The organism is Pseudoalteromonas gelatinilytica (assembly GCF_001641615.1).
Classification (GTDB): domain Bacteria; phylum Pseudomonadota; class Gammaproteobacteria; order Enterobacterales; family Alteromonadaceae; genus Pseudoalteromonas; species Pseudoalteromonas gelatinilytica.
Window position 1 is genome coordinate 75177 of the sequence record NZ_LRRU01000010.1, and the last position, 21080, is coordinate 96256.

The window sequence follows — 21080 nt, forward strand, 5'->3', positions numbered from 1 at the left end:
TTTCTATAATCGTAAAAAAGCCCCTAAAAACATTTGTTTATAGGGGCTTTCTTTTGAAGGGGAGGTACCTTCGGGTAATATCTTTAAATAAAGATTTTTACCAGGGGGATGATTACATCATGCCGCCCATACCACCCATGCCGCCCATGCCGCCCATATCAGGAGCACCCGCGTCATCTTTAGGGATTTCAGCAACCATTGCTTCAGTTGTGATCATAAGACCCGCGATTGAAGCAGCGTACTGTAGTGCAGAACGCGTTACTTTAGTTGGGTCTAAGATACCCATTTCGATCATGTCGTTGTACTCGCCAGATGCTGCGTTGTAACCGTAGTTACCTTCACCACCTTTTACCGAGTTAACAACAACTGATGCTTCGTCACCTGCGTTCGTTACGATTTGACGAAGTGGTGCTTCCATTGCACGAAGTGCAACTTTAATACCGTGGCTTTGGTCTTCGTTGTCGCCAACAAGCTCAGCAAGTTTGCTAGCTACGCGAACTAATGCAACACCACCACCCGGTACAACACCTTCTTCAACCGCTGCGCGAGTTGCGTGTAGCGCATCTTCAACGCGGTCTTTTTTCTCTTTCATTTCGATTTCAGTTGCTGCGCCAACTTTGATTACTGCAACACCGCCAGCTAGTTTAGCCATACGCTCTTGTAGTTTCTCTTTATCGTAGTCAGACGTTGCTTCTTCGATTTGTGCTTTGATTTGTGCAACACGGCCGTTGATACCGTCTTCTTCACCTGCACCGTCGATGATTGTTGTGTCATCTTTAGTGATTACAACGCGCTTCGCTGTACCTAGGTCTTCAACTGTTGCTTTTTCTAGCTCTAAACCGATTTCTTCAGAAATAACGGTACCGCCAGTTAATACGGCGATGTCTTGTAGCATCGCTTTACGACGGTCACCAAAACCTGGCGCTTTAACTGCAGATACTTTAACGATGCCGCGCATGTTGTTTACTACAAGCGTTGCAAGCGCTTCGCCTTCAAGGTCTTCAGCAATGATAAGTAGAGGCTTGCTAGCTTTAGCTACGGCTTCTAATGTAGGTAGTAACTCACGAATGTTAGATACTTTTTTGTCTACAAGTAGAATGAATGGGTTGTCTAGCTCTACTGCGCCTTTTTCAGCGTTGTTGATGAAGTAAGGAGACAGATAACCACGGTCAAACTGCATACCTTCAACTACGTCTAGTTCGTTTTCTAACGACTGACCTTCTTCAACTGTGATTACGCCTGAATCACGGCCTACTTTTTCCATTGCTTCAGCAATGATGTTACCGATTTCGCTATCAGAGTTAGCAGAAATAGTACCTACTTGTGCAATTGCTTTAGCATCGGCACAAGGAACAGAAAGTGCTTTAAGTTCTTGAACAGCAGCGGCAACAGCTTTATCGATACCACGCTTAAGGTCCATTGGGTTCATACCCGCTGCAACTGCTTTTAAGCCTTCGTTTACGATAGCTTGCGCTAATACAGTTGCAGTTGTTGTACCGTCACCTGCAGCGTCATTCGCTTTCGACGCTACTTCTTTAACCATTTGTGCGCCCATGTTTTCGAACTTGTCTTCAAGCTCGATTTCTTTTGCTACAGATACACCGTCTTTAGTGATCACTGGAGCGCCGAATGATTTGTCTAATACAACGTTACGGCCTTTAGGACCTAAAGTTACTTTTACTGCGTTTGCTAAAATGTTTACGCCAGTTAGCATTTTGCCACGTGCGTCACCTGCAAAAAGTACTTCTTTTGCTGCCATGATTTAATTCCTCTTAAATTCTGTAAACGGGTTGCTAAATGAAAAGTAGGATTAGCCTACAATGCCTAGAATGTTATCTTCACGCATGATCAGGTACTCTTGACCTTCGATCTTTTCAACTTTTTCAACATAAGAGCCGAACAGCACAGTGTCACCGGCTTTTACTTCTAATGCTCTTACTTCACCGTTGTCTAAAACGCGGCCATTACCAACAGCGATAACTTCTCCGCGAGTTGATTTTTCAGCTGCAGAGCCAGTTAATACAATACCGCCAGCAGACTTAGTTTCTTCTTCTAGACGCTTAACGATGACGCGATCATGTAAAGGACGAATGTTCATTTATTTAGTTCTCCTAACAGTTTCTGAACAGTACAGAAAAAATCTTATGTTATTGCAGGGGAGTGCTAAGCCACCCGTTGCGTTTCATTGCCTTCATTAATGGGGGTGGCTTAAAAAAATCCAAGTACAAAAATTAAAAAATTTTAATCTTTTCGCTCAAATTCACCATCAATAGTTGTAGGTTGATGGTTTGGCTCTTCATGAGCGGCTGCTTTGCTATGATATTGGAAGTGTGCAGAGCCTTGATTTGCTTGCGTACTCATACGCACTGTCGCTTGGCTGGCAAGGCCTGCAGCTAGTTTGTTGCGGATTGCTGGCGTGAGTAATAAAAAGCCAAAAAAGTCAGTCATAATGCCAGGTGTCATTAATAAAACGCCGGCGATAATCACACATAAACCAGTAAATAATTCTTTTGCAGGCATTTGCCCTTGTGCCATTTGTAATTGCACGTTTTGAATCGCGCCCATGCCTTGCTGCTTCACTAATTTCGCACCGACAATCGCGGTCACAATCACAAGCGCTATGGTGGCAAAGCCGCCGATTACTTCACTCACTTGAATGAGTAACGCAATCTCCACAATCGGCACTAAAATAAATAACAAAAACAAAAATCTAAACATAACGCTCTCTAAAAAATGTCATTCTCTTTCGAGTCAGTGAAATATAAATAGGGGTGAGCAGGTCATTTTTCAAGGTGGAACCTAGGATCACCTTGCTCGCTACACATTATAGTTACTATCGGCTACTATGGTGCGACTCACGTAATCAAACAAAGGTTCCTTATGACTACGCATTTTCGACTTATTTTTACTACTTGTGCGAATGAGGCTGAAGCCCGTCAGTTGGCACAACATCTAGTTAAAGAAAAGCTAGCGGCTTGTGTGAACATTATGCCTACAATCGAATCTATTTACATGTGGGATGGCGAGATAACTCAAGCTACAGAAAGTAAGTTACTGATCAAAACAAAGTCAGAAAAAATGAATGAAGTGATCCAAACTATCAAGAAATTACATAGTTATGAGATACCAGAAATTCAGGTCGTTGATGTAGCAACAGGCAATTTAGCCTATTTTAATTGGATGGATGAGGTACTTAATTAATGCGATCGTTCCTTTTATTACTGTGCGCACTGTGGCTTGTGCCGGCCAGTGCAAGTAATAACAATTTACTTGGAAATCTATTACAACCTGCTGAGCAAACATTTTTGCCAGTTGATCAGGCCTTTGTTTTTGATTTTGACCAGCAAGGCAAAACCTTATTTATCGGCTGGGATATAGCGCCTGATTATTACCTCTATAAAAAGAAAGTCGAAATAATTGCTAAAGGCGCTGATATTGAAATCCCAGATCTTGGCAAAGGGCAAATCATAGAGGATGAGTTTTTTGGCAAAACCGAGGTCTTCTTTAACTCATTGAGTGTGGTAACTAAGCTTAGTAATGTTACGGAAGGGGCGGTTGTTAAAGTGCGTTTTCAAGGCTGTGCTGAAGCTGGACTTTGTTATCCGCCAGAAGTTAGAACCATTCCTTTATCTGTCATTGCTGGCGAGCAAGTTTCACAAACCGCGTCAGCGGGGAATGCGCTAGCGGCATTAACACAAGCAGCTGATACCAATGAGGCATCAACAAATGTTTCTCAAGAAGTAGCAAAACCAGCTGGTGAGCAGTCATATACCGATAAACTGGCATCGCAGGGCTTATTGACCAACCTAGTAATCTTCTTTTTAGTGGGTATTGGTCTGGCTTTTACGCCTTGCGTATTTCCAATGTTTCCGATTTTGTCGAGCCTTATAGCGGGTCAGCAGAACTTATCGACTAAAAAAGCGTTTTCGCTGTCGTTTGTTTATGTGCAAGGGATGGCCGTTACCTATGCTGCACTGGGCTTAGTGGTTGCATCATTAGGTGGTCAAGTACAAGGGTACTTGCAGCACCCAACGGTGTTAATTAGCTTTAGTATTTTGTTTGTATTGCTGGCGATGTCGATGTTCGGCTGGTACGAAATTAAGCTGCCTAGCGGCATGATGAATAAGCTTACTCAGGTAAGTAACCAGCAAAAAGGCGGTAACTATGTTGGCGTATTTATGATGGGTGTGTTGTCTGGTTTGATTGCGTCACCTTGTACAACAGCGCCATTGTCTGCTGCTTTACTCTATGTAGCGCAAAGTGGTGACTACCTGGTCGGTGGTTTAACACTTTATGTACTCAGTTTAGGCATGGGCTTACCGCTATTATTACTGGGGACTTCTGGCGGTAAATTACTACCCAAAGCCGGTGGTTGGATGGAGCAAGTGAAAACGTTATTCGGCTTCATCATGCTGGTCGTTCCGCTAATTCTGCTTGAGCGTATTGTTGATATTGAAATCATTTGGTTAATGGCGGGTTTATTAGCACTTGCGACCGCACTTTATTTACACCATTGGCAAAGTGCGCAATCACAAGGCAAGCTAAAAACAGCACTCTGGTTTGCTGCAACCTTACTGGTTGTGACGGGGGCGAGCCTAACGAAAAATTATTTTTGGCCGAGTAAAGCGGTGGTTGCCGAAGCCGCAGTACAAACACATGGTTTTAAACAAGTTGCTAATTTAAGTGAATTGAAAGACGAAATTGCAGCTGCAAGTAGCGAAGGGCGCTTAGTGATGGTCGACTTGTACGCTGACTGGTGCGTCGCGTGTAAAGAGTTTGAACACTACACGTTTCCTGATACGAATGTTCAAGCACAGTTTGCTCACTTTGAGTTAATCCAAATCGATTTAACCGAAAGTGATGCAAAAACAATTGAGCTAATGGAAGAGTTCACGGTCTTTGGTTTACCAAGCATTCTGTTCTTTGATACTCAAGGTAATGAGCTTTTAGAGCAACGTGTAACAGGCTTTTTAAATGCCAAAGACTTTGCTGAGCATTTAGCAAAAGTACGAAATAGCGCTAAATAAACGCAAACGTGCAAGAAAATAGCGAAACGCCACTCATCTGAGTGGCGTTTTTGTTTCTGTCTCGTAAAAAATAATGATTTTCAATGAAAAGTCGTAATTTTACTTGGAAAAGTTCAATTTATCAGCAAGGAAATGCTCAGAATGACCCTGTTGTGTGCCTTGCTGTGCCTGCCTTTGCCGCGAATAGGTAGTGATTAGACCAGTATTTTGCTGCTATTTACGTCGAAATATCTATAATAGGTGGTTAACGTGAGAAATAGTTGCTATTTTACATCAGCACGCTTAGGTTAAGCGTGGGTTTATGATGAATATGGTTAAACTGCTTACTTATAGGATATATCGCGTATTATGGCTGCAAAATTCAAACTTTTAGTTCTAAATGGGCCAAATTTAAACATGCTTGGCAAGCGTGAACCAGAAAAGTACGGTACTCAATCTCTTGATGAGATTATAGCTGAACTTAGTCAGGTTGCTGCGGGTCACAATGTTGATTTAACGCATTTCCAAAGTAACAGTGAAGCAGCATTAATAGAACGTATTCACGATGCATGGCAAGTGGTTGATGCAATTATTATTAACCCTGCTGCATTTACGCATACTAGCGTAGCCTTACGGGATGCATTGCTTAGTGTAAACATTCCCTTTTACGAGGTGCATTTAACTAATGTGCATGCTCGCGAAGCATTCCGCCATCATTCGTATTTTTCGGATGTGGCACAAGGCGTCATTATTGGATTAGGAGCAATGGGTTATAAGGTGGCACTTGAAGCTGCTGTTAGCCGGTTGCAAAACACACATTAATTTTTAAATAACTAACAGGCGGGTCGATCAATGGATATTCGCAAGATCAAAAAACTTATCGAACTAGTAGAAGAATCTGGTATTGCTGAATTAGAAATCACTGAAGGTGAAGAATCAGTACGCATCAATCGTAGCAACATGGCTGCAGCACCTGCAATGCAGTATGCGCCGCAACATTTTGCAGCACCTGCTCCAGCGGCGGCACCAGCTCCAGTAGCTGAAGCACCAGCAGCAGACGCAGCGCCAGCAGCACCAACAGGTCACCAAGTTAAATCACCTATGGTTGGTTCATTCTACTCAGCAGCTTCTCCTGAAGCAGCGCCTTATGTAGAAGTAGGTTCAAAAGTAAATGTTGGCGACACGTTATGTATCGTTGAAGCAATGAAGATGATGAACCAAATCGAATCTGATAAAGCAGGCACAGTAAAAGCTATCTTAGTTGAAAATGGCGAGCCAGTAGAATTCGATCAACCTTTATTCATCATTGAATAATAGCGCAACAAAAGGCCAACTCTATGTTAGATAAAGTAGTCATTGCAAACCGAGGTGAAATTGCACTTCGCGTACTGCGCGCCTGCAAAGAGCTTGGGATCAAAACTGTTGCTGTGCATTCAACGGCAGACCGTGATCTTAAGCACGTGTTACTGGCAGATGAAACAATTTGTATTGGTAAACCAGCTGCAAGCGAAAGTTACCTAGATATCCCGCGCATTATTGCAGCGGCAGAAGTAACAGACGCGGTTGCTATTCACCCAGGTTATGGTTTCCTTTCGGAAAATGCAGACTTTGCTGATCAAGTTGAGCAAAGTGGCTTTGTATTTATCGGCCCTAAAGGCGACACGATTCGTCTAATGGGTGACAAAGTTTCTGCAATCGAAGCGATGCGTAAAGCGGGTGTACCATGTGTACCAGGTTCTGACGGCCCATTAACCGCAGACAACGAGCGCAATATTCAAATCGCTAAGCGTATTGGTTACCCTGTAATCATTAAAGCAGCAGGCGGCGGCGGTGGTCGTGGTATGCGTGTTGTGCGCAGCGAAAAAGAATTAGTAGATTCAATTGCACTAACGCAACAAGAAGCGAAGCAATTCTTCGGTAACGGTATGGTTTACATGGAAAAATTCCTTGAAAACCCACGTCATATCGAAGTTCAAGTACTTGCTGACGGTCAAGGCAATGCAGTTCACTTAGGTGAGCGTGATTGTTCTATGCAACGTCGTCACCAAAAAGTAGTTGAAGAAGCACCAGCACCAGGTATTACAGCTGAAATGCGTAAGTTTATCGGTGACCGTTGTACACGTGCGTGTATCGAAATCGGTTATCGCGGTGCAGGTACGTTCGAATTCTTATACGAAAACGGCGAGTTCTATTTCATCGAAATGAATACCCGTATTCAGGTTGAGCACCCAGTAACAGAAATGGTCACTGGCGTTGACTTAATCAAAGAACAGCTAAAAATTGCTGCTGGCCAGCCATTATCATTCACACAAGAAGATGTGGTTATTCGTGGTCATGCAATTGAGTGCCGTATTAATGCGGAAGACCCAGAAACATTCATTCCTTCACCAGGTAAAATCACGCGATTCCACCCTGCTGGCGGTTTAGGTATTCGTTGGGACAGCCACATCTATGCAGATTACACAGTACCACCTCATTACGATTCAATGATTGGTAAGCTGATCTGTTACGGTGAGAACCGTGATGTAGCGATTGCTCGTTCACGCAATGCGTTAAATGAATTAGTCATTGATGGCATCAAGACCAATACACCACTGCACAAGAAAATCTTGGCAGATGAGAACTTCCAAAACGGTGGTACAAACATCCACTACCTTGAGAAGAAACTAGGTCTGTAAACAAAATTCTGTTTAAGCTAAAAAGCCGGCAACTTTGCCGGCTTTTTTATGTCCAATTAGGCATAAGAGCGATTCTCGCCTTACAAAAATATTCTGGTATGATTAACAAAGTAATGTTTTTTCGTTTTTCATGAGGTAATAATGACCGACAGTGTTGGTTTTCCACTCGCTGATGAAGCAGCAACGGTTAATATGGGTAAGCAACTTGCCGCATTAATGGAGCAAGGAGCTGTTATTTATTTACACGGTGACTTAGGTGCCGGTAAAACAACATTAACCCGTGGTATCGTGCAAGGTTTCGGTCATCAAGGTAAGGTTAAGAGTCCAACTTATACACTGGTTGAGCCTTACCAATTAGCTAAAGCTGATGTCTATCACTTTGATTTGTATCGCTTAGGTGATCCTGAAGAACTTGAATATATGGGAATTCGCGACTATTTTTCACCACAGGCTATTTGTGTTGTGGAATGGCCAGAAAAAGGCGGCGAATTTATCCCAACACCGGATCTTGATATCACCCTACGCTATGAAGGCGAGGCGCGTGCGATTACTATTAATAGCTTAACTGACCGCGGTCAGGCAATTGTTAAGCAACTTAAGAGCGCGCAAGAATAAACTAATAAAAATAAAGGTGTACGAGTAAAAATGGGTCGTTGTACGTTTAAACTATTAACTATTTTAATGTTTTTGGTTGTGAGCCAGATTGCGCTTGCACAAAATACGATTAATAGCGTACGTGTTTGGCCCTCACCAGATAGCACCCGTGTGGTCTTTGATTTAAACGATAAACCTGATTACAGCTATTTCATGCTGAAGAACCCAGCCCGTTTAGTGATTGACTTAAAAGATACTGATAAGCTTGATAGCTTGCCTGATATCCCTAAAAAGCACCAGATACTCTCAAAACTGCGTTACTCAAAACCAAAAGATAGTAAAAGTGTGCGGTTTGTTTTTGAATTAGCGCGAGCCACTAAACCAGTGGTGTTTGCCTTGCTGCCTACCGATCCTTATAAACACCGTTTAGTCGTTGACCTTGTAGACAAAACACCGAAAGCTGAGCCTGTGGCTGCAACGAATACCAGTGTTAAAAAGCGTGAGTTACAGCAAGAGCGCGATATCGTTATTGCGATTGATGCGGGTCACGGTGGTGAAGATCCAGGCTCAATTGGGCCATCGGGCACTTACGAAAAAGATATCACGCTACAAATAGCCAAGCGCTTAGAACGAATGATAGATGCTGAAAAAGGCATGATTTCGCGCATGGTGCGCCGCAGCGATTACTTTGTAAATTTAAATACGCGCACCAGTATTGCGAGAGAGAAAAAAGCAGACTTTTTTGTCTCGATCCATGCAGATGCGTTTACCAGCCCGCAGCCAAACGGGGCCTCTGTGTGGGTGTTATCGCTTCGTCGTGCTAACTCAGAAATCGGTAAATGGATCGAGGATAAAGAAAAGCACTCCGAGCTTTTAGGTGGTGCAGCTGGGGTATTAAAAGATACTGCGAGTGAAAAATATTTAGCTCAAGCGCTATTAGATATGTCGATGGACCACTCAATGAAAACGGGCTTTAGTGTCGCAGAAGAAGTGGTGAGTGAATTAAAGAAAGTAGCCAAACTACATAAAAAAGTGCCGCAGGCGGCCAGTCTTGCTGTATTAAAATCGCCAGATATCCCGTCTATTTTGGTCGAAACCGGGTTTATTTCGAATCCACGTGAAGAGCGATTATTAAAAACAGCGCAGCATCAAGAGCGCTTAGCTAAAGCAATTTTCACATCAATTAAAAGTTATTATCTGCAAAATCCACCGGATGATTCATTATTTGCGAAATTAAAATCGCAATTTCCGACTAAACACAAAGTTCGTCCGGGCGAGTCGTTAAGTATTTTGGCAAACAGATACAACACCTCGGTTAGTAAATTAAAAACTGCTAACAACTTAAAATCGAATACTCTGTTTATTGGTCAAGAGCTTGATATCCCCCAAAGTTAGTCAATTTTCGTGTTAGGAACACTATGAGCATAGAAATACTACCCGCGCGATTGGCGAACCAAATTGCTGCCGGTGAAGTGGTTGAACGTCCTGCTTCCGTTGTTAAAGAACTCGTTGAAAACAGTTTAGATGCAGGCGCTACGCGTATTCAAATTGATATTGAACGTGGTGGCCATAAGCTAATTCGTATTCGCGATAATGGATCAGGGATTAATAAAGATGAACTGACCTTAGCGTTATCGCGCCATGCGACGAGCAAACTAAAATCTCTTGATGACTTAGAGAACATTTGCTCGCTGGGTTTTCGTGGTGAAGCGTTAGCATCAATTAGTTCTGTATCTCGCTTAACCTTGAGCTCAAAACCACAACAACAAGAAGCGGCATGGCAAGCATTTGCAGAAGGCCGTGACATGGCGGTACAAGTTAAGCCAACTGCACACCCTGACGGCACCACCATTGAGGTGAAGGATCTATTTTTTAATACTCCTGCACGCCGTAAATTTCTTCGTACCGAGAAAACCGAGTTTTCACATATTGATGAGCTTATTAAGCGTATTGCGCTGAGTCGCTTTGATGTGTCTATAACGCTTACCCATAACGGTAAGGTCGTGCGTCAATACCGTGCTAAGCCAAACCCTGAGCAAGCGATAAGCCGTGTTGCACAAGTGGCGGGTAAAGCATTTAGTGAACAGGGGCTGCATATTCAATCAGGTGAGGCCGGTTTGATGCTGCGAGGTTGGGTATTACCCGTGGGCTCAGCAAATAGCACACAATATACCTACGTGAATAATCGCATGATGCGCGATAAACTTATTTTGCATGCAATTCGCCAAGCCTTTGAAGAAGTCGCAGGCTCAGAAGAGCTGCCCGGTTTTGTTATTTATATTGATATTGACCCTCGTCAGGTCGATGTAAACGTGCACCCGGCTAAACATGAAGTGCGTTTTCATCAAGGCCGTTTAGTGCATGACTTTATTTTGCAGGCAATAAAACAAGTTGTGGTACCGCTTCAGCATGAGGCCAGTTTTGCCGAGCACAATGACACTGCTTTTCAGCATGTTCCGCTGAATGAGCCACACCTCAGCAGCACGCAGCCAAGTTTTATTCAATCAGCGCCAACAGAGCAGTATGATTATCCGAAATCTGAATTACAGCCAACACGTTCAGCGAGTTATTCAGGGGCAACAGGATCAGGGCGCTCTGGCAGTGGGTTTAGTGGCGACAGCCAAGGCCGCAGTAAAACATCGCATCAAGATGTAAATGCTTTTTATCAAGGGATCAGTGAGCAACATGCTGCGCATTTTGACCAAGTACGCCCAGAGCCAAGCATTGCAGCACCTGTTGTTGAGCAAGCTAAGCTTGCAAAACTCATCCACGTACGTGAAGGCGAGTGCGTATTTAGCGAAGACAATCAACTCTTTGCAGCGCACTTTAAGCATGCATTAGCACTCGACTGGCAAGCGCAAGTAGAACAAGCGGGCAGCCTTGATGGCAAAGCTCTATTGTTACCCGTGCGAGTAAATGCAAGCGCTGATGATATTAGCGCGCTAAATACTCAGCAGTCTTGGTTTACCTTACTTGGTTTTGATTTAGTAATAGAAAAACAGTTTGTGATGGTGAAGAAGCTTCCGCCTTGCGTGTATTTACTTGATGTAAGTGATGCTATTGAGCGGCTTATTACTGGCTGTAAAGCTTCTCCAAGTTCACTCGATGAATGGCTAGCTTGGTTAGCTCAGCAAATACCTACACGTTATTACGCAAGTCAGGCCTTTATGGAGCAAGTGGCTCGGTTAGAAAATAATCCACAAACTATGCAACGTTTACGTCAAAAAGCGGTTAAAATAGAACTATCTCAGTTTTTAAATTAAGCAAGGTATTTAGGCTTGAATAACTTACCCGTCATTTTTTTAATGGGACCAACCGCTGCAGGGAAAACAGACTTAGCAATTTCGCTGTGTGAGCATTTAAACACAGAAATAATCAGTGTTGATTCAGCATTAGTCTATAAAGATATGGACATCGGCACGGCAAAACCAAATGCCGAAGAGCTTGCTCGTGCGCCACATCACTTGATTGATATTATTGACCCAGCAGAAAGTTATTCAGTGGCGGATTTTCGCCGTGATGCAATTGAAAAGATTGATCTATTTCATAAGCAAGGTAAAGTACCTGTATTGGTTGGCGGTACAATGATGTATTTTAAGTCGCTTATTGATGGCTTATCACCGCTACCAGAGGCATCACCTGAAGTACGTGCTGAACTCGAAAAGGAAGCAAAGCAGTTTGGCTGGCCACATTTGCATAAAGAACTTGTGAAAATCGATCCAGATGCAGCGAAAAAAATGAGCGAAAATGATTCGCAACGTATTAATCGCGCATTAGAAGTGTATCGTATAACAGGTAAAACAATGACTGAGCTGCAAAAACAAAAGCAGCCTGAGCTTCCTTATACTTTCTATCAATTTGCCATTGCGCCTGATGATCGCAGTGAATTACATCAGCGAATTGAAAAAAGGTTTAAAATAATGCTCGATCAGGGGTTTGAAAATGAAGTTTCATCCCTATATAAACGTAAGGATTTACACCCTGACCTACCTTCGATTCGTTGTGTGGGTTATAGACAAATGTGGGATTACATTGCTGGCGAAATTGACTATGATGAGATGGTCTTTCGTGGTATTGCAGCCACACGGCAGTTAGCCAAGCGACAATTGACTTGGTTAAGAGGTTGGCCTGAAGTAACTTGGTTGACCACGGGTGATGAAGAAAACTTGCAACGTGTAGTAAGTTCGCTAAGCTAGTAGTAGCTGGAAGTTTTTTAGCTTTGTTAAATTAGTTCAGCTACTTAATTATAATAACACCTAGAACGAAGGAAAATAACATGGCAAAAGGCCAGTCGTTACAAGACCCATTTTTAAATGCGTTACGTCGTGAGCGCATTCCAGTATCAATCTTTTTGGTTAATGGCATTAAATTACAGGGTAAAATCCAGTCATTTGACCAATTTGTTATTTTACTTGAAAACACCGTGAATCAAATGGTGTATAAACACGCTATTTCAACTGTTGTTCCAGCGCGTTCTGTTAACTTCCAAGGCGTTCAAGGAAGTGATGATTCAGAAGAGCAAGAATCTGGAAATTTTTAAACTTAGGAGCGTAATGCTTGTTTGACCGTTATGAAGCCGGCGAACAGGCAGTTTTAGTTCATATCGACTTACCTAAAGAGGGGGATCGCGAAGATCTTCACGAATTAGAGTTGTTGGTATCTTCTGCTGGTGTTAGTAGTTTGGCGATTGTGCAAGGCAGTCGTCAAGCACCGCATCCGAAACTTTTCGTCGGTACCGGAAAAGCAGAAGAAATCGCTGAAACTGTCAAAATCCACAATGCAGATGTCATCATTTTCAACCATCAACTTAGCCCGTCACAGGAACGCAATTTAGAGCGCGTTTGTCAGTGCCGTGTTCTTGATCGTACGAGTTTGATCCTTGATATTTTTGCGCAGCGAGCGCGTACTCACGAAGGTAAGCTTCAGGTTGAGTTAGCTCAGTTACGCCATATTTCTACTCGCCTGATCCGTGGTTGGACCCACCTTGAAAGACAAAAAGGGGGGATAGGTTTACGTGGTCCGGGTGAAACCCAGCTCGAAACCGATAGACGATTGCTACGTGCAAGAATTAAAAATATTCGTGCTCGTTTAGATAAAGTTGCTGTTCAACGTGAGCAGGGACGACGTGCGCGTACGCGAAATGAAATACCCACTGTGTCACTGGTTGGTTATACCAATGCGGGTAAATCAACGTTATTTAACCGTATTACAGATTCTGATGTGTACGCAGCAGATCAGTTATTCGCAACACTTGATCCAACCTTACGTAAGTTGGATATAGGTGATATTGGGCCAGTTATTTTAGCTGACACGGTAGGCTTTATTCGCCATTTACCTCATGACCTTGTTGCAGCATTTAAAGCGACCTTAACGGAAACCCGCGAAGCGGATTTACAGTTACACGTTATCGATGTGGCAGATCCACGTCGAAAAGAAAATATTGAGCAGGTACAGTCTGTTTTAAAAGAGATAGAAGCAGATGAAGTGCCGCAATTATTGGTTTATAACAAAATTGATGCGCTCGATGACGTTGCGCCACGTATAGATAGAAATGACGAAGGCCAACCAGTACGGGTGTGGTTATCGGCACGAACAGGTGTGGGTTGTGAGCTGCTGAGTGAGGCAATTAACGAGTTACTTGCTAAAAAAATGTTTGCTGACGAGCTAAAATTACCACCTCAACATGGTCGTATTCGTGCAGCACTGTTTAACTTAAACGCAGTTCATCAAGAGAGTTTTGATGAGCAAGGGAACTGGTTACTATCGGTACGCTTGCCAATGGCAGAATGGAATCGCTTGAAAAAAGAGATGGGACAGGATCTCAACTCTTTCATAGCGACTAACTAAAAATCACCAGCATTTGTCTTTTTTAGTATGAGAAATGCTGTAGATTTGATAGATTTAACCTAATTCATTTAGATAACAATGGAGTATAGCTATGGCCTGGAATGAACCGGGTAATAATGGCAATGATAAAGATCCGTGGAATAATAAAGGCGGAAAAGATCAAGGCCCACCTGATTTAGACGAGGTAATGCGTAAGTTCGGCAACAAGTTTGGCGGTTTATTTGGTGGTAATAAGCCAGGTAAAAGCGGCGGCGGACTTGGTGGCGCAGGCATTTCTTTCATCCTTATTATTGCCGTCATCGTATGGGCATTAAGTGGTATTTACACGGTAAAAGAAGCTGAGCGCGGTATTGTTTTACAATTTGGACAATACAATCGCATTGCAGAACCTGGCTTACGTTGGAAAATGACCTTCATTGAACGTGTGATCCCGGTTGATATCGAAGCGGTTCGCTCGTTATCTGCTAAAGGCTTCATGCTGACAGAAGACGAAAACGTGGTAAATGTAGAGTTTGAAGTACAGTACCGTGTTATCGATCCACACCTATACAAGTTCAGCGTTACTGATGCTGATCACAGCTTACAACAAGCCCTTGATAGTGCACTTCGTTATGTTATTGGTCATGTGAAAATGGACCAAGTACTAACAACTGGTCGTGAAGTTGTGCGTCAACAAACGTGGGATGAGCTAAACAAAATTATCGAGCCTTACAATCTAGGTATTATTGTAAGCGATGTGAACTTTAAAGATTCACGTCCGCCGGGCGAAGTAAAAGACGCATTTGATGATGCGATTGCTGCACAAGAAGATGAAGAGCGTTTCATCCGTGAAGCAGAAGCCTATGCTCGTGAAATTGAACCTCGTGCTCGTGGTCAAGTGACCCGTATGACACAAGAAGCAGAAGGTTATCGTGAGCGTATTAAGCTAGAAGCACAAGGTGAAGTGGCACGTTTTGAAAAACTATTACCTGAGTATCAAGCTGCGAAAGAAGTAACTCGCAAGCGTTTATACATCGATGCGATGGAAGAAGTGCTAGGTAACAGCTCTAAAGTGTTAGTTGATGTTGAAGGCGGTAATAACATGATGTATTTACCTCTTGATAAAATCATGGAAAAGCAAGGCACAGCAACGCGTGTTGCACTACCAAGCTCAAGTGATATTCAAGATCTTCGCAATAAGCTAAACACATCACGTAACAGCACGGTAAATTCAAGTAATGACCGTTTCGCAACTGACCGTTTTAATGAGGGGAGATAAGCAAGATGAAAAATTTTAGTTTAGTAATACTTGCCCTTGCAGTTGTGATGTCTTTCTCTGCGATTTTTGTTGTACAAGAAGGCGAGAAGGCAATCGTACTGTTATTCAGCAAAGTTGAAAAAGACAGTGACGACAAGGCTGTAGTATATGGCCCAGGTTTACACTTAAAAGTGCCTTTCTTCAGCCAAGTACGTCGTTTAGATGCGCGTATTCAAACGTTAGATGGCGCACCTGACCGTTTCGTTACGAGTGAGAAAAAAGACTTAATCGTTGATTCTTATGTGAAATGGCGCATTAACGATTTTAGTGCATTCTACCTGCGTGCTCGTGGTGATAAGCAATATGCTGAAACACTCCTCAAGCAAAAGGTGAACAATGGTCTTCGTACTAACTTTGGTTCTCGTACTATCAAAGAGATTGTCTCTGGCGAGCGTAGTGAACTGATGGAAGAAGCGTTAGTTCAAGCGTCTGAAAGTGCACAAGAACTAGGTATTGAAGTACTTGATGTGCGTGTTAAGCAAATTAACTTACCACAAGAAGTGAGTAGCTCAATCTTCCAACGTATGCGTGCTGAGCGTACTGCGGTTGCAAAAGAGCACCGTTCAGAAGGTCAAGAAAAAGCTGAAACAATTCGCGCAGAAGTAGACCGTCGTGTCACTGTTATGCTGGCAGATGCTGAACGTAATGCACGTACCGTTCGCGGTCAAGGTGATGCTGATGCTGCTGCTATCTATGCTAACGCTTATAACAAAGATGCTGAATTCTTTGGTTTTATGCGCAGCCTAGAAGCGTACAAAAATACCTTTAAAGATAAGCAAGATATCATGGTGATTTCACCAGATAGCGATTTCTTTAATTATATGAAAGGTACAAAAGCACAGTAATTAATTGCTGTGTGATAAAAAGCCCTGCTGTGTGTGGGGCTTTTTTTGTTTCTGTGTGTGATTAATTTTTATCCTTAGCTAGTTTATAAACCTCTGTTCTGCATGTAGTTGTTTAATTAAATAAGATGATAAAAATTCAGGCGCAGAAAAAATAAGCTAAACGGGGTGATCTTTCACCTCGTTTTCTGATAAAATCTCGTCCTAATTTTTTCTAAGTGAATTTGCAATGGGTAAAAACGTTGTTGTACTAGGCACCCAATGGGGTGACGAAGGTAAGGGTAAGGTAGTTGACCTCCTTACAGACAAAGCATCTTTAGTAGTTCGTTATCAAGGTGGTCATAACGCAGGCCATACTTTGGTAATCAACGGTGAAAAGACGGTTTTACACCTTATTCCATCGGGTGTATTACGTGACAATGTTAAGTGTGTGATTGGTAATGGTGTTGTTTTATCACCAGAAGCATTAATGAAAGAAATCGGCATGCTAGAAGAGCGTGGCGTACCAGTACGTGAGCGCTTATTAATCAGCGAAGCATGTCCATTAATTTTACCTTTCCACATTGCATTAGATTTAGCCCGTGAAAAAGCACGTGGCGATAAGCCAATTGGTACTACAGGTCGTGGTATCGGTCCAGCTTATGAAGACAAAGTAGCACGTCGTGGTTTACGTGTAGGTGATTTATTCAACCCTGAACAGTTTGCTAGCAAGCTTAAAGAAGTATTGGAATACCATAACTTCACGTTAGAGCATTACTACAAAGTTGAGCCAGTTGACTTCCAAAAGACATTTGACGATGCAATGGCTATCGCAGATATCTTAAAAGCAATGGTTGTTGATGTTACTGAGCTACTTGATCAAACGCGTTTAGCGGGCGACCACATCTTATTCGAAGGTGCGCAAGGTACATTACTTGACATCGACCACGGTACTTACCCGTACGTAACATCTTCAAACACAACGGCTGGTGGTGTAGCGACAGGTGCTGGTTTTGGTCCATTACACCTTGATTACGTGTTAGGTATCATCAAAGCTTACACAACGCGTGTAGGTTCTGGTCCTTTCCCTACAGAGCTTTACGACGGTCTTGATAAACAAGATCCAGTAGGTAAGCACTTAGGTGAAAAAGGTCATGAGTTCGGTGCAACGACTGGTCGTTTACGCCGTACTGGTTGGTTAGATGCAGTGGCAATGCGCCGTGCTGTTCAAATCAACAGCATTTCAGGTTTCTGTTTAACTAAACTAGACGTTTTAGACGGTTTAGAGACATTAAAAATCTGTACTGGTTACCAGTTAGAAGATGGCACAGTAACGAACGTTACGCCATTAGCGGCTGAAGGTTACGAGAAAGTAACACCAGTATACGAAGAGATGCCAGGCTGGTCAGAAAACACAGTAGGTGCTACGTCAGTTGATCAATTACCGCAAGCGGCACTTGATTACATCAAACGTATTGAAGAAATCACTGGTGTTCCAGTTGATATCATCTCTACAGGTCCTGACCGTGTAGAAACTATGGTATTACGCAGCCCGTTTGCATAATTGTCATAGTGACTAAAAAAGCTGCCTCGGCAGCTTTTTTTGTGCCCGAAATTCACTCTGGAATGATAATTGTATATTATTTGCTAAGACTGACTTTATTTAAGTGACTTTGATGCGTGTTTTATTGCCTTTAACATTACTCTTCTCAAGCCTAAGCATGGCTGAAGAGCCCATAACTGCAGTGCCTCTATACACAGAGAGCGAGTTAATTGGCTTGATCAATAAAAATGCCCATCTAGCACGTGTAAAGGCAGATGATTGCCAGTTAGTGCAAGATATCGAGGCGCGAGCCAATAAAATGGCACTACCTTCATATCAGTTCCTGTATGGCGATATGCTAGCGTATGCAGTGTGTGTAGACCGTAATGTAGAGTTAGGGGTTTATTACATGCGTCAGGCCGCTCAGCAAGGGCTAGGCGCGGCTTTAGAGCAGCTTGGTCGTTACTATGATGTTGGCCAGTTAGTGCAGCAAGATAAAGCGATGGCAGTCACCTATTTACGAGAAGCATCTGCCCAAGGTAACTTAAAGGCACAAATGCGTTTGGTTAACCTATTTAATCAAGGCTATGGTAGTCCGCGTGATTATGAAGACGCCTACCGATGGTTATTCCACTCAATGGTTGCCGATAAAGCCACCCACAAAAAAATTGAGCACCTACTGGCAAAGCTTGCAGAGAAAATGCCAGACAGCGTCGTAGCACGCGCACGTTTACCTATGTAGGCAAATAAAAATACATGCAAATAAAAAGGCCAGCTAATGCTGGCCTTTTTTTATTTCTCTTCTTTAGTTTCTTTTGGTTTGCCGTTGTTAGGGTCTTTCAGCACCGACAATTTAGGCGGTTGTAGCGCCACAATTCGCTCACCTACTTGCGGAGTTTTCTCCATGTTAGTAGTGAACGGACGAATTTTTATAGGTGAATCATCATCATCTGTCTTTTCGCCATGCAAGATAAACAGTGGGATAGCTTCGCTATTTACTTCTTTGTATTGCTCCCAGCTAAACTCATCAGAAATACGCGTTGCACTGACTTTACCGCCTTTGGCAATCAAGCTACTTAAGCGCGCATAAGCCCCATTATCGCCAAATAGAATTTGTCGTGATAAGAAAGTCGCACTGTCTTTGTTTGCTTTAGCGTGGTTAGTTGAAGAGCGCAGTGAAAACACATCTTTTTCGTCAAGTAAATGCGAGAAGTACTGCACACCTAATGCATTATGATGGCGATTAGGCGAAAGCGCGAGAACGCTACGAATCGTCGTTAATGGCAAATAACGCTCAGCATGTTCAGATTGGGGATTACCATAGTAACAAGGTAAGCCATCCATACGGGCCATTTTACAGTTCTCCCATGCCGGATCAGACAAATGCACTGGAATATTTTGATCTTTTAAGCCGCAGGCAATAGCACGGGCTACATGGTTTGCACCAATAATCAAAATGGTATTTGGCGCAGGCTGACGTACTTTTAATAACTTTGCCAAGGGCGTTGCAGTCAGACTTTGCAATACCACAGTCACGATGATCACCGTGAAGATAAGTGGCACGATTTTCTCTGCATCGGCAATGCCGGCTTCCACCATACTTAACGCGAATACAGAACCTACCGCCGCGGCAACAATACCCCGTGGCGCAATCCACGAGAGAACTAAACGAGACTTAAGTGGTAAATCGGTTTTAAAGGTCGAGATTGCGATACATGCAGGACGGGCTACAAATAACACGATGGCTAAGAAAATAAACACATCGCTATGTAACATCATTAAATCAGAGAGCTGTAGACGGGCTGCAAGTAAAATGAATAAAGATGAGATTAAGATCATCGACAGGTCTTCTTTAAACTCTAGCACTGAGTCAATTTCGAGCTCATCTTGGTTCGCAAGCCAAATACCAAACACGGTAACAGCGAGAAGACCAGATTCATGGCTAAGGTGGTTAGAAACCGTAAAACTAATCAGTACTAACGCTAAAATACCAAATTTATGTAATTCGAACGGTAGCCATTCGCGGCGTATTAGCAATGTAGTGAGCCAACCTGCTACCACACCAATCGTTAAACCAACACCTAAGGTTTTAAATAGCGCGATAATGGTATGACTGAGTACTTCGCCTTGGCCTACAAGCATGACGGCTTCAAACACCAGTACCGCGAATAATGCACCAATGGGATCTATGACTATGCCTTCCCAACGCAAAATTCGGTCGATATCTTGGGTCGGTCTCATAGAGTTTAACAGCGGTGCAATAACAGTAGGGCCAGTAACAACAAGTACAGCACCAAGCACTGCGGCAACCCGCCAGTTAAGCTCTAAAATCCAATATGCGCTTAGGCTTATTACTAAGCAAGTTGTGATCATGCCGATTGAACAAAGATTACGAACAACCTTGCCGATACCTTTTAGTTCTCTAAAGTGTAGGGTCAGTGAGCCTTCGAATAAGATCACAGCAACGCTAAGAGAGACTACAGGGAATAATAAATCACCTAATAATGCGTCGGGTTCTAAAATGCCACTGAAAGGACCAAGTACTAGACCTGTTAGTAGTAAAAATAAAATAGCCGGTACACGAAACGCCCAAGCTACCCATTGTGCTAATACCGAGCACAAGGCGATCCCTGCTATATAAATTGCTGACATAGAATGAATTATCCTTTAGTTACTACTATTTAAAAAATACCAACACCATAGATAATCGCGTTTGAAGACGATAGTTAGCAGCTGAACTTTTAAATAAAATGCTTGCCTATTAAAGCCTACTCACCGTCATGGACACAAGCAAACTTGTTGCTTCAAATACGATTTTAGTCGTTATTACTACTTTTTGGGGTGCTTTTAAGAACAAAAATCAGATTAATTGGTAAAAAATCATTATGCCATGCATCTTGCTCTCTAACTCATTGTTAAAAAGTGTCTATTTCTAACATTTATGGCAAGTATAAAAGCTATGATTACTTTTTTCCCTTGATCTTTGCCCCTGATTTCCCGTATTATATTTCGTGTTCAAACAATTTGATATCTAAGTTTTTATAAGTGTTATTACGCTTTATTAGTGTTTTATCTTCATTTAATCAGTTGTTTGTAACATATTTAGTGTTTTATACACTTTGTTTTCTAATTAAATAGAAATGAGCTTGCTAACGTTCAGTGTGTATTTATTACGTGTTGAATAGAATATAAGTTCATTATCTGGTCAATGTTTAGCCCCCATCGTGGCGGCTAAATCTCGGTCATACAATCTACACCCTATCTGCTGGTGTACCTGATTGTATAGGCTCTATG

Annotated in this window: 19 protein-coding genes; 15 read left to right on the plus strand and 4 right to left on the minus strand. The window is 42.6% G+C overall.

The genetic code is table 11. The features are described from left to right. Positions 1-112: 112 nt before the first annotated feature. The 3 genes from groL to NH153_RS04910 form a co-directional block, all read right to left on the minus strand. Positions 113-1759, minus strand: coding sequence for a chaperonin GroEL (groL, locus tag NH153_RS04900; RefSeq protein WP_063701597.1), 1647 nt, complete (start codon positions 1757-1759; stop codon positions 113-115). Positions 1760-1810: 51 nt separating this feature from the next. Next, positions 1811-2098 carry a co-chaperone GroES gene (locus tag NH153_RS04905; RefSeq protein ID WP_063701599.1) on the minus strand — a complete coding sequence of 96 codons (288 nt, stop codon included), beginning with the start codon at positions 2096-2098 and terminating at the stop codon, positions 1811-1813. Between the two features lie 143 nt (positions 2099-2241). Next, positions 2242-2718: an FxsA family protein gene (locus NH153_RS04910; RefSeq protein ID WP_063701602.1), complete on the minus strand. Its 477-nt coding sequence runs from the start codon at positions 2716-2718 to the stop codon at positions 2242-2244. A gap of 162 nt (positions 2719-2880) precedes the next feature. Between NH153_RS04910 and cutA the strand changes: the two genes are divergently transcribed. The 15 genes from cutA (at position 2881) to NH153_RS04985 (ending at position 18528) form a co-directional block, all read left to right on the plus strand. Next, positions 2881-3201, plus strand: coding sequence for a divalent-cation tolerance protein CutA (gene cutA, locus NH153_RS04915; RefSeq protein WP_063701604.1), 321 nt, complete (start codon positions 2881-2883; stop codon positions 3199-3201). Next, on the plus strand, positions 3201-5027 hold the full coding sequence (locus tag NH153_RS04920) for a protein-disulfide reductase DsbD (protein ID WP_063701606.1): 1827 nt from the start codon (positions 3201-3203) through the stop codon (positions 5025-5027). Before cutA ends, NH153_RS04920 begins: the two co-directional genes overlap by 1 nt. Before the next feature lie 348 nt (positions 5028-5375). Further along, a complete protein-coding gene (gene aroQ, locus NH153_RS04925; protein WP_063701608.1) occupies positions 5376-5828 on the plus strand; it encodes a type II 3-dehydroquinate dehydratase in 453 nt (150 codons plus the stop codon). A 30-nt stretch (positions 5829-5858) separates the two neighbouring features. After that, a complete protein-coding gene (accB, locus tag NH153_RS04930; protein WP_063701610.1) occupies positions 5859-6320 on the plus strand; it encodes an acetyl-CoA carboxylase biotin carboxyl carrier protein in 462 nt (153 codons plus the stop codon). Positions 6321-6343: 23 nt separating this feature from the next. Beyond that, positions 6344-7684: an acetyl-CoA carboxylase biotin carboxylase subunit gene (accC, locus tag NH153_RS04935; RefSeq protein ID WP_063701612.1), complete on the plus strand. Its 1341-nt coding sequence runs from the start codon at positions 6344-6346 to the stop codon at positions 7682-7684. A 141-nt stretch (positions 7685-7825) separates the two neighbouring features. Further along, positions 7826-8299, plus strand: a complete 474-nt coding sequence (gene tsaE / locus NH153_RS04940) for a tRNA (adenosine(37)-N6)-threonylcarbamoyltransferase complex ATPase subunit type 1 TsaE (protein ID WP_063701614.1) — start codon at positions 7826-7828, stop codon at positions 8297-8299. Between the two features lie 66 nt (positions 8300-8365). Beyond that, positions 8366-9673 carry an N-acetylmuramoyl-L-alanine amidase gene (locus tag NH153_RS04945; protein ID WP_233999260.1) on the plus strand — a complete coding sequence of 436 codons (1308 nt, stop codon included), beginning with the start codon at positions 8366-8368 and terminating at the stop codon, positions 9671-9673. A gap of 23 nt (positions 9674-9696) precedes the next feature. Then, positions 9697-11541: a DNA mismatch repair endonuclease MutL gene (mutL, locus tag NH153_RS04950; protein ID WP_063701618.1), complete on the plus strand. Its 1845-nt coding sequence runs from the start codon at positions 9697-9699 to the stop codon at positions 11539-11541. 15 nt (positions 11542-11556) lie between these two features. Continuing rightward, positions 11557-12474: a tRNA (adenosine(37)-N6)-dimethylallyltransferase MiaA gene (gene miaA / locus NH153_RS04955; protein ID WP_082873991.1), complete on the plus strand. Its 918-nt coding sequence runs from the start codon at positions 11557-11559 to the stop codon at positions 12472-12474. 80 nt (positions 12475-12554) lie between these two features. Further along, positions 12555-12818, plus strand: a complete 264-nt coding sequence (gene hfq, locus NH153_RS04960) for an RNA chaperone Hfq (RefSeq protein WP_054552435.1) — start codon at positions 12555-12557, stop codon at positions 12816-12818. A 17-nt stretch (positions 12819-12835) separates the two neighbouring features. Then, on the plus strand, positions 12836-14125 hold the full coding sequence (gene hflX / locus NH153_RS04965) for a ribosome rescue GTPase HflX (RefSeq protein ID WP_063701622.1): 1290 nt from the start codon (positions 12836-12838) through the stop codon (positions 14123-14125). A gap of 91 nt (positions 14126-14216) precedes the next feature. After that, entirely contained in the window at positions 14217-15383 is a 1167-nt protein-coding gene (gene hflK / locus NH153_RS04970) for an FtsH protease activity modulator HflK (RefSeq protein ID WP_063701624.1), read from the plus strand. A gap of 5 nt (positions 15384-15388) precedes the next feature. Continuing rightward, the gene (hflC, locus tag NH153_RS04975; RefSeq protein ID WP_063701626.1) at positions 15389-16267 is read left to right on the plus strand and encodes a protease modulator HflC; all 879 of its coding nucleotides are present in this window, start codon (positions 15389-15391) and stop codon (positions 16265-16267) included. A 226-nt stretch (positions 16268-16493) separates the two neighbouring features. After that, positions 16494-17807 (plus strand): adenylosuccinate synthase, encoded by a 1314-nt coding sequence (locus NH153_RS04980; protein WP_063701628.1) that lies wholly within the window; start codon positions 16494-16496, stop codon positions 17805-17807. 112 nt (positions 17808-17919) lie between these two features. Continuing rightward, entirely contained in the window at positions 17920-18528 is a 609-nt protein-coding gene (locus NH153_RS04985; protein ID WP_063701630.1) for a tetratricopeptide repeat protein, read from the plus strand. 50 nt (positions 18529-18578) lie between these two features. Here NH153_RS04985 and NH153_RS04990 read toward each other — a convergent pair whose 3' ends face one another. Next, the gene (locus NH153_RS04990; RefSeq protein ID WP_063701632.1) at positions 18579-20438 is read right to left on the minus strand and encodes a cation:proton antiporter; all 1860 of its coding nucleotides are present in this window, start codon (positions 20436-20438) and stop codon (positions 18579-18581) included. Positions 20439-21080 lie beyond the last annotated feature (642 nt).

Coding starts and splice junctions, on each gene's coding strand:
- groL (WP_063701597.1), bottom strand. CDS start 1,759: ATGGCAGCAAAAGAAGTACTTTTTGCAGGTGACGCACGTGGCAAAATG.
- NH153_RS04905 (WP_063701599.1), bottom strand. CDS start 2,098: ATGAACATTCGTCCTTTACATGATCGCGTCATCGTTAAGCGTCTAGAA.
- NH153_RS04910 (WP_063701602.1), bottom strand. CDS start 2,718: ATGTTTAGATTTTTGTTTTTGTTATTTATTTTAGTGCCGATTGTGGAG.
- cutA (WP_063701604.1), top strand. CDS start 2,881: ATGACTACGCATTTTCGACTTATTTTTACTACTTGTGCGAATGAGGCT.
- NH153_RS04920 (WP_063701606.1), top strand. CDS start 3,201: ATGCGATCGTTCCTTTTATTACTGTGCGCACTGTGGCTTGTGCCGGCC.
- aroQ (WP_063701608.1), top strand. CDS start 5,376: ATGGCTGCAAAATTCAAACTTTTAGTTCTAAATGGGCCAAATTTAAAC.
- accB (WP_063701610.1), top strand. CDS start 5,859: ATGGATATTCGCAAGATCAAAAAACTTATCGAACTAGTAGAAGAATCT.
- accC (WP_063701612.1), top strand. CDS start 6,344: ATGTTAGATAAAGTAGTCATTGCAAACCGAGGTGAAATTGCACTTCGC.
- tsaE (WP_063701614.1), top strand. CDS start 7,826: ATGACCGACAGTGTTGGTTTTCCACTCGCTGATGAAGCAGCAACGGTT.
- NH153_RS04945 (WP_233999260.1), top strand. CDS start 8,366: ATGTTTTTGGTTGTGAGCCAGATTGCGCTTGCACAAAATACGATTAAT.
- mutL (WP_063701618.1), top strand. CDS start 9,697: ATGAGCATAGAAATACTACCCGCGCGATTGGCGAACCAAATTGCTGCC.
- hfq (WP_054552435.1), top strand. CDS start 12,555: ATGGCAAAAGGCCAGTCGTTACAAGACCCATTTTTAAATGCGTTACGT.
- hflK (WP_063701624.1), top strand. CDS start 14,217: ATGGCCTGGAATGAACCGGGTAATAATGGCAATGATAAAGATCCGTGG.
- hflC (WP_063701626.1), top strand. CDS start 15,389: ATGAAAAATTTTAGTTTAGTAATACTTGCCCTTGCAGTTGTGATGTCT.
- NH153_RS04980 (WP_063701628.1), top strand. CDS start 16,494: ATGGGTAAAAACGTTGTTGTACTAGGCACCCAATGGGGTGACGAAGGT.
- NH153_RS04985 (WP_063701630.1), top strand. CDS start 17,920: ATGCGTGTTTTATTGCCTTTAACATTACTCTTCTCAAGCCTAAGCATG.
- NH153_RS04990 (WP_063701632.1), bottom strand. CDS start 20,438: ATGTCAGCAATTTATATAGCAGGGATCGCCTTGTGCTCGGTATTAGCA.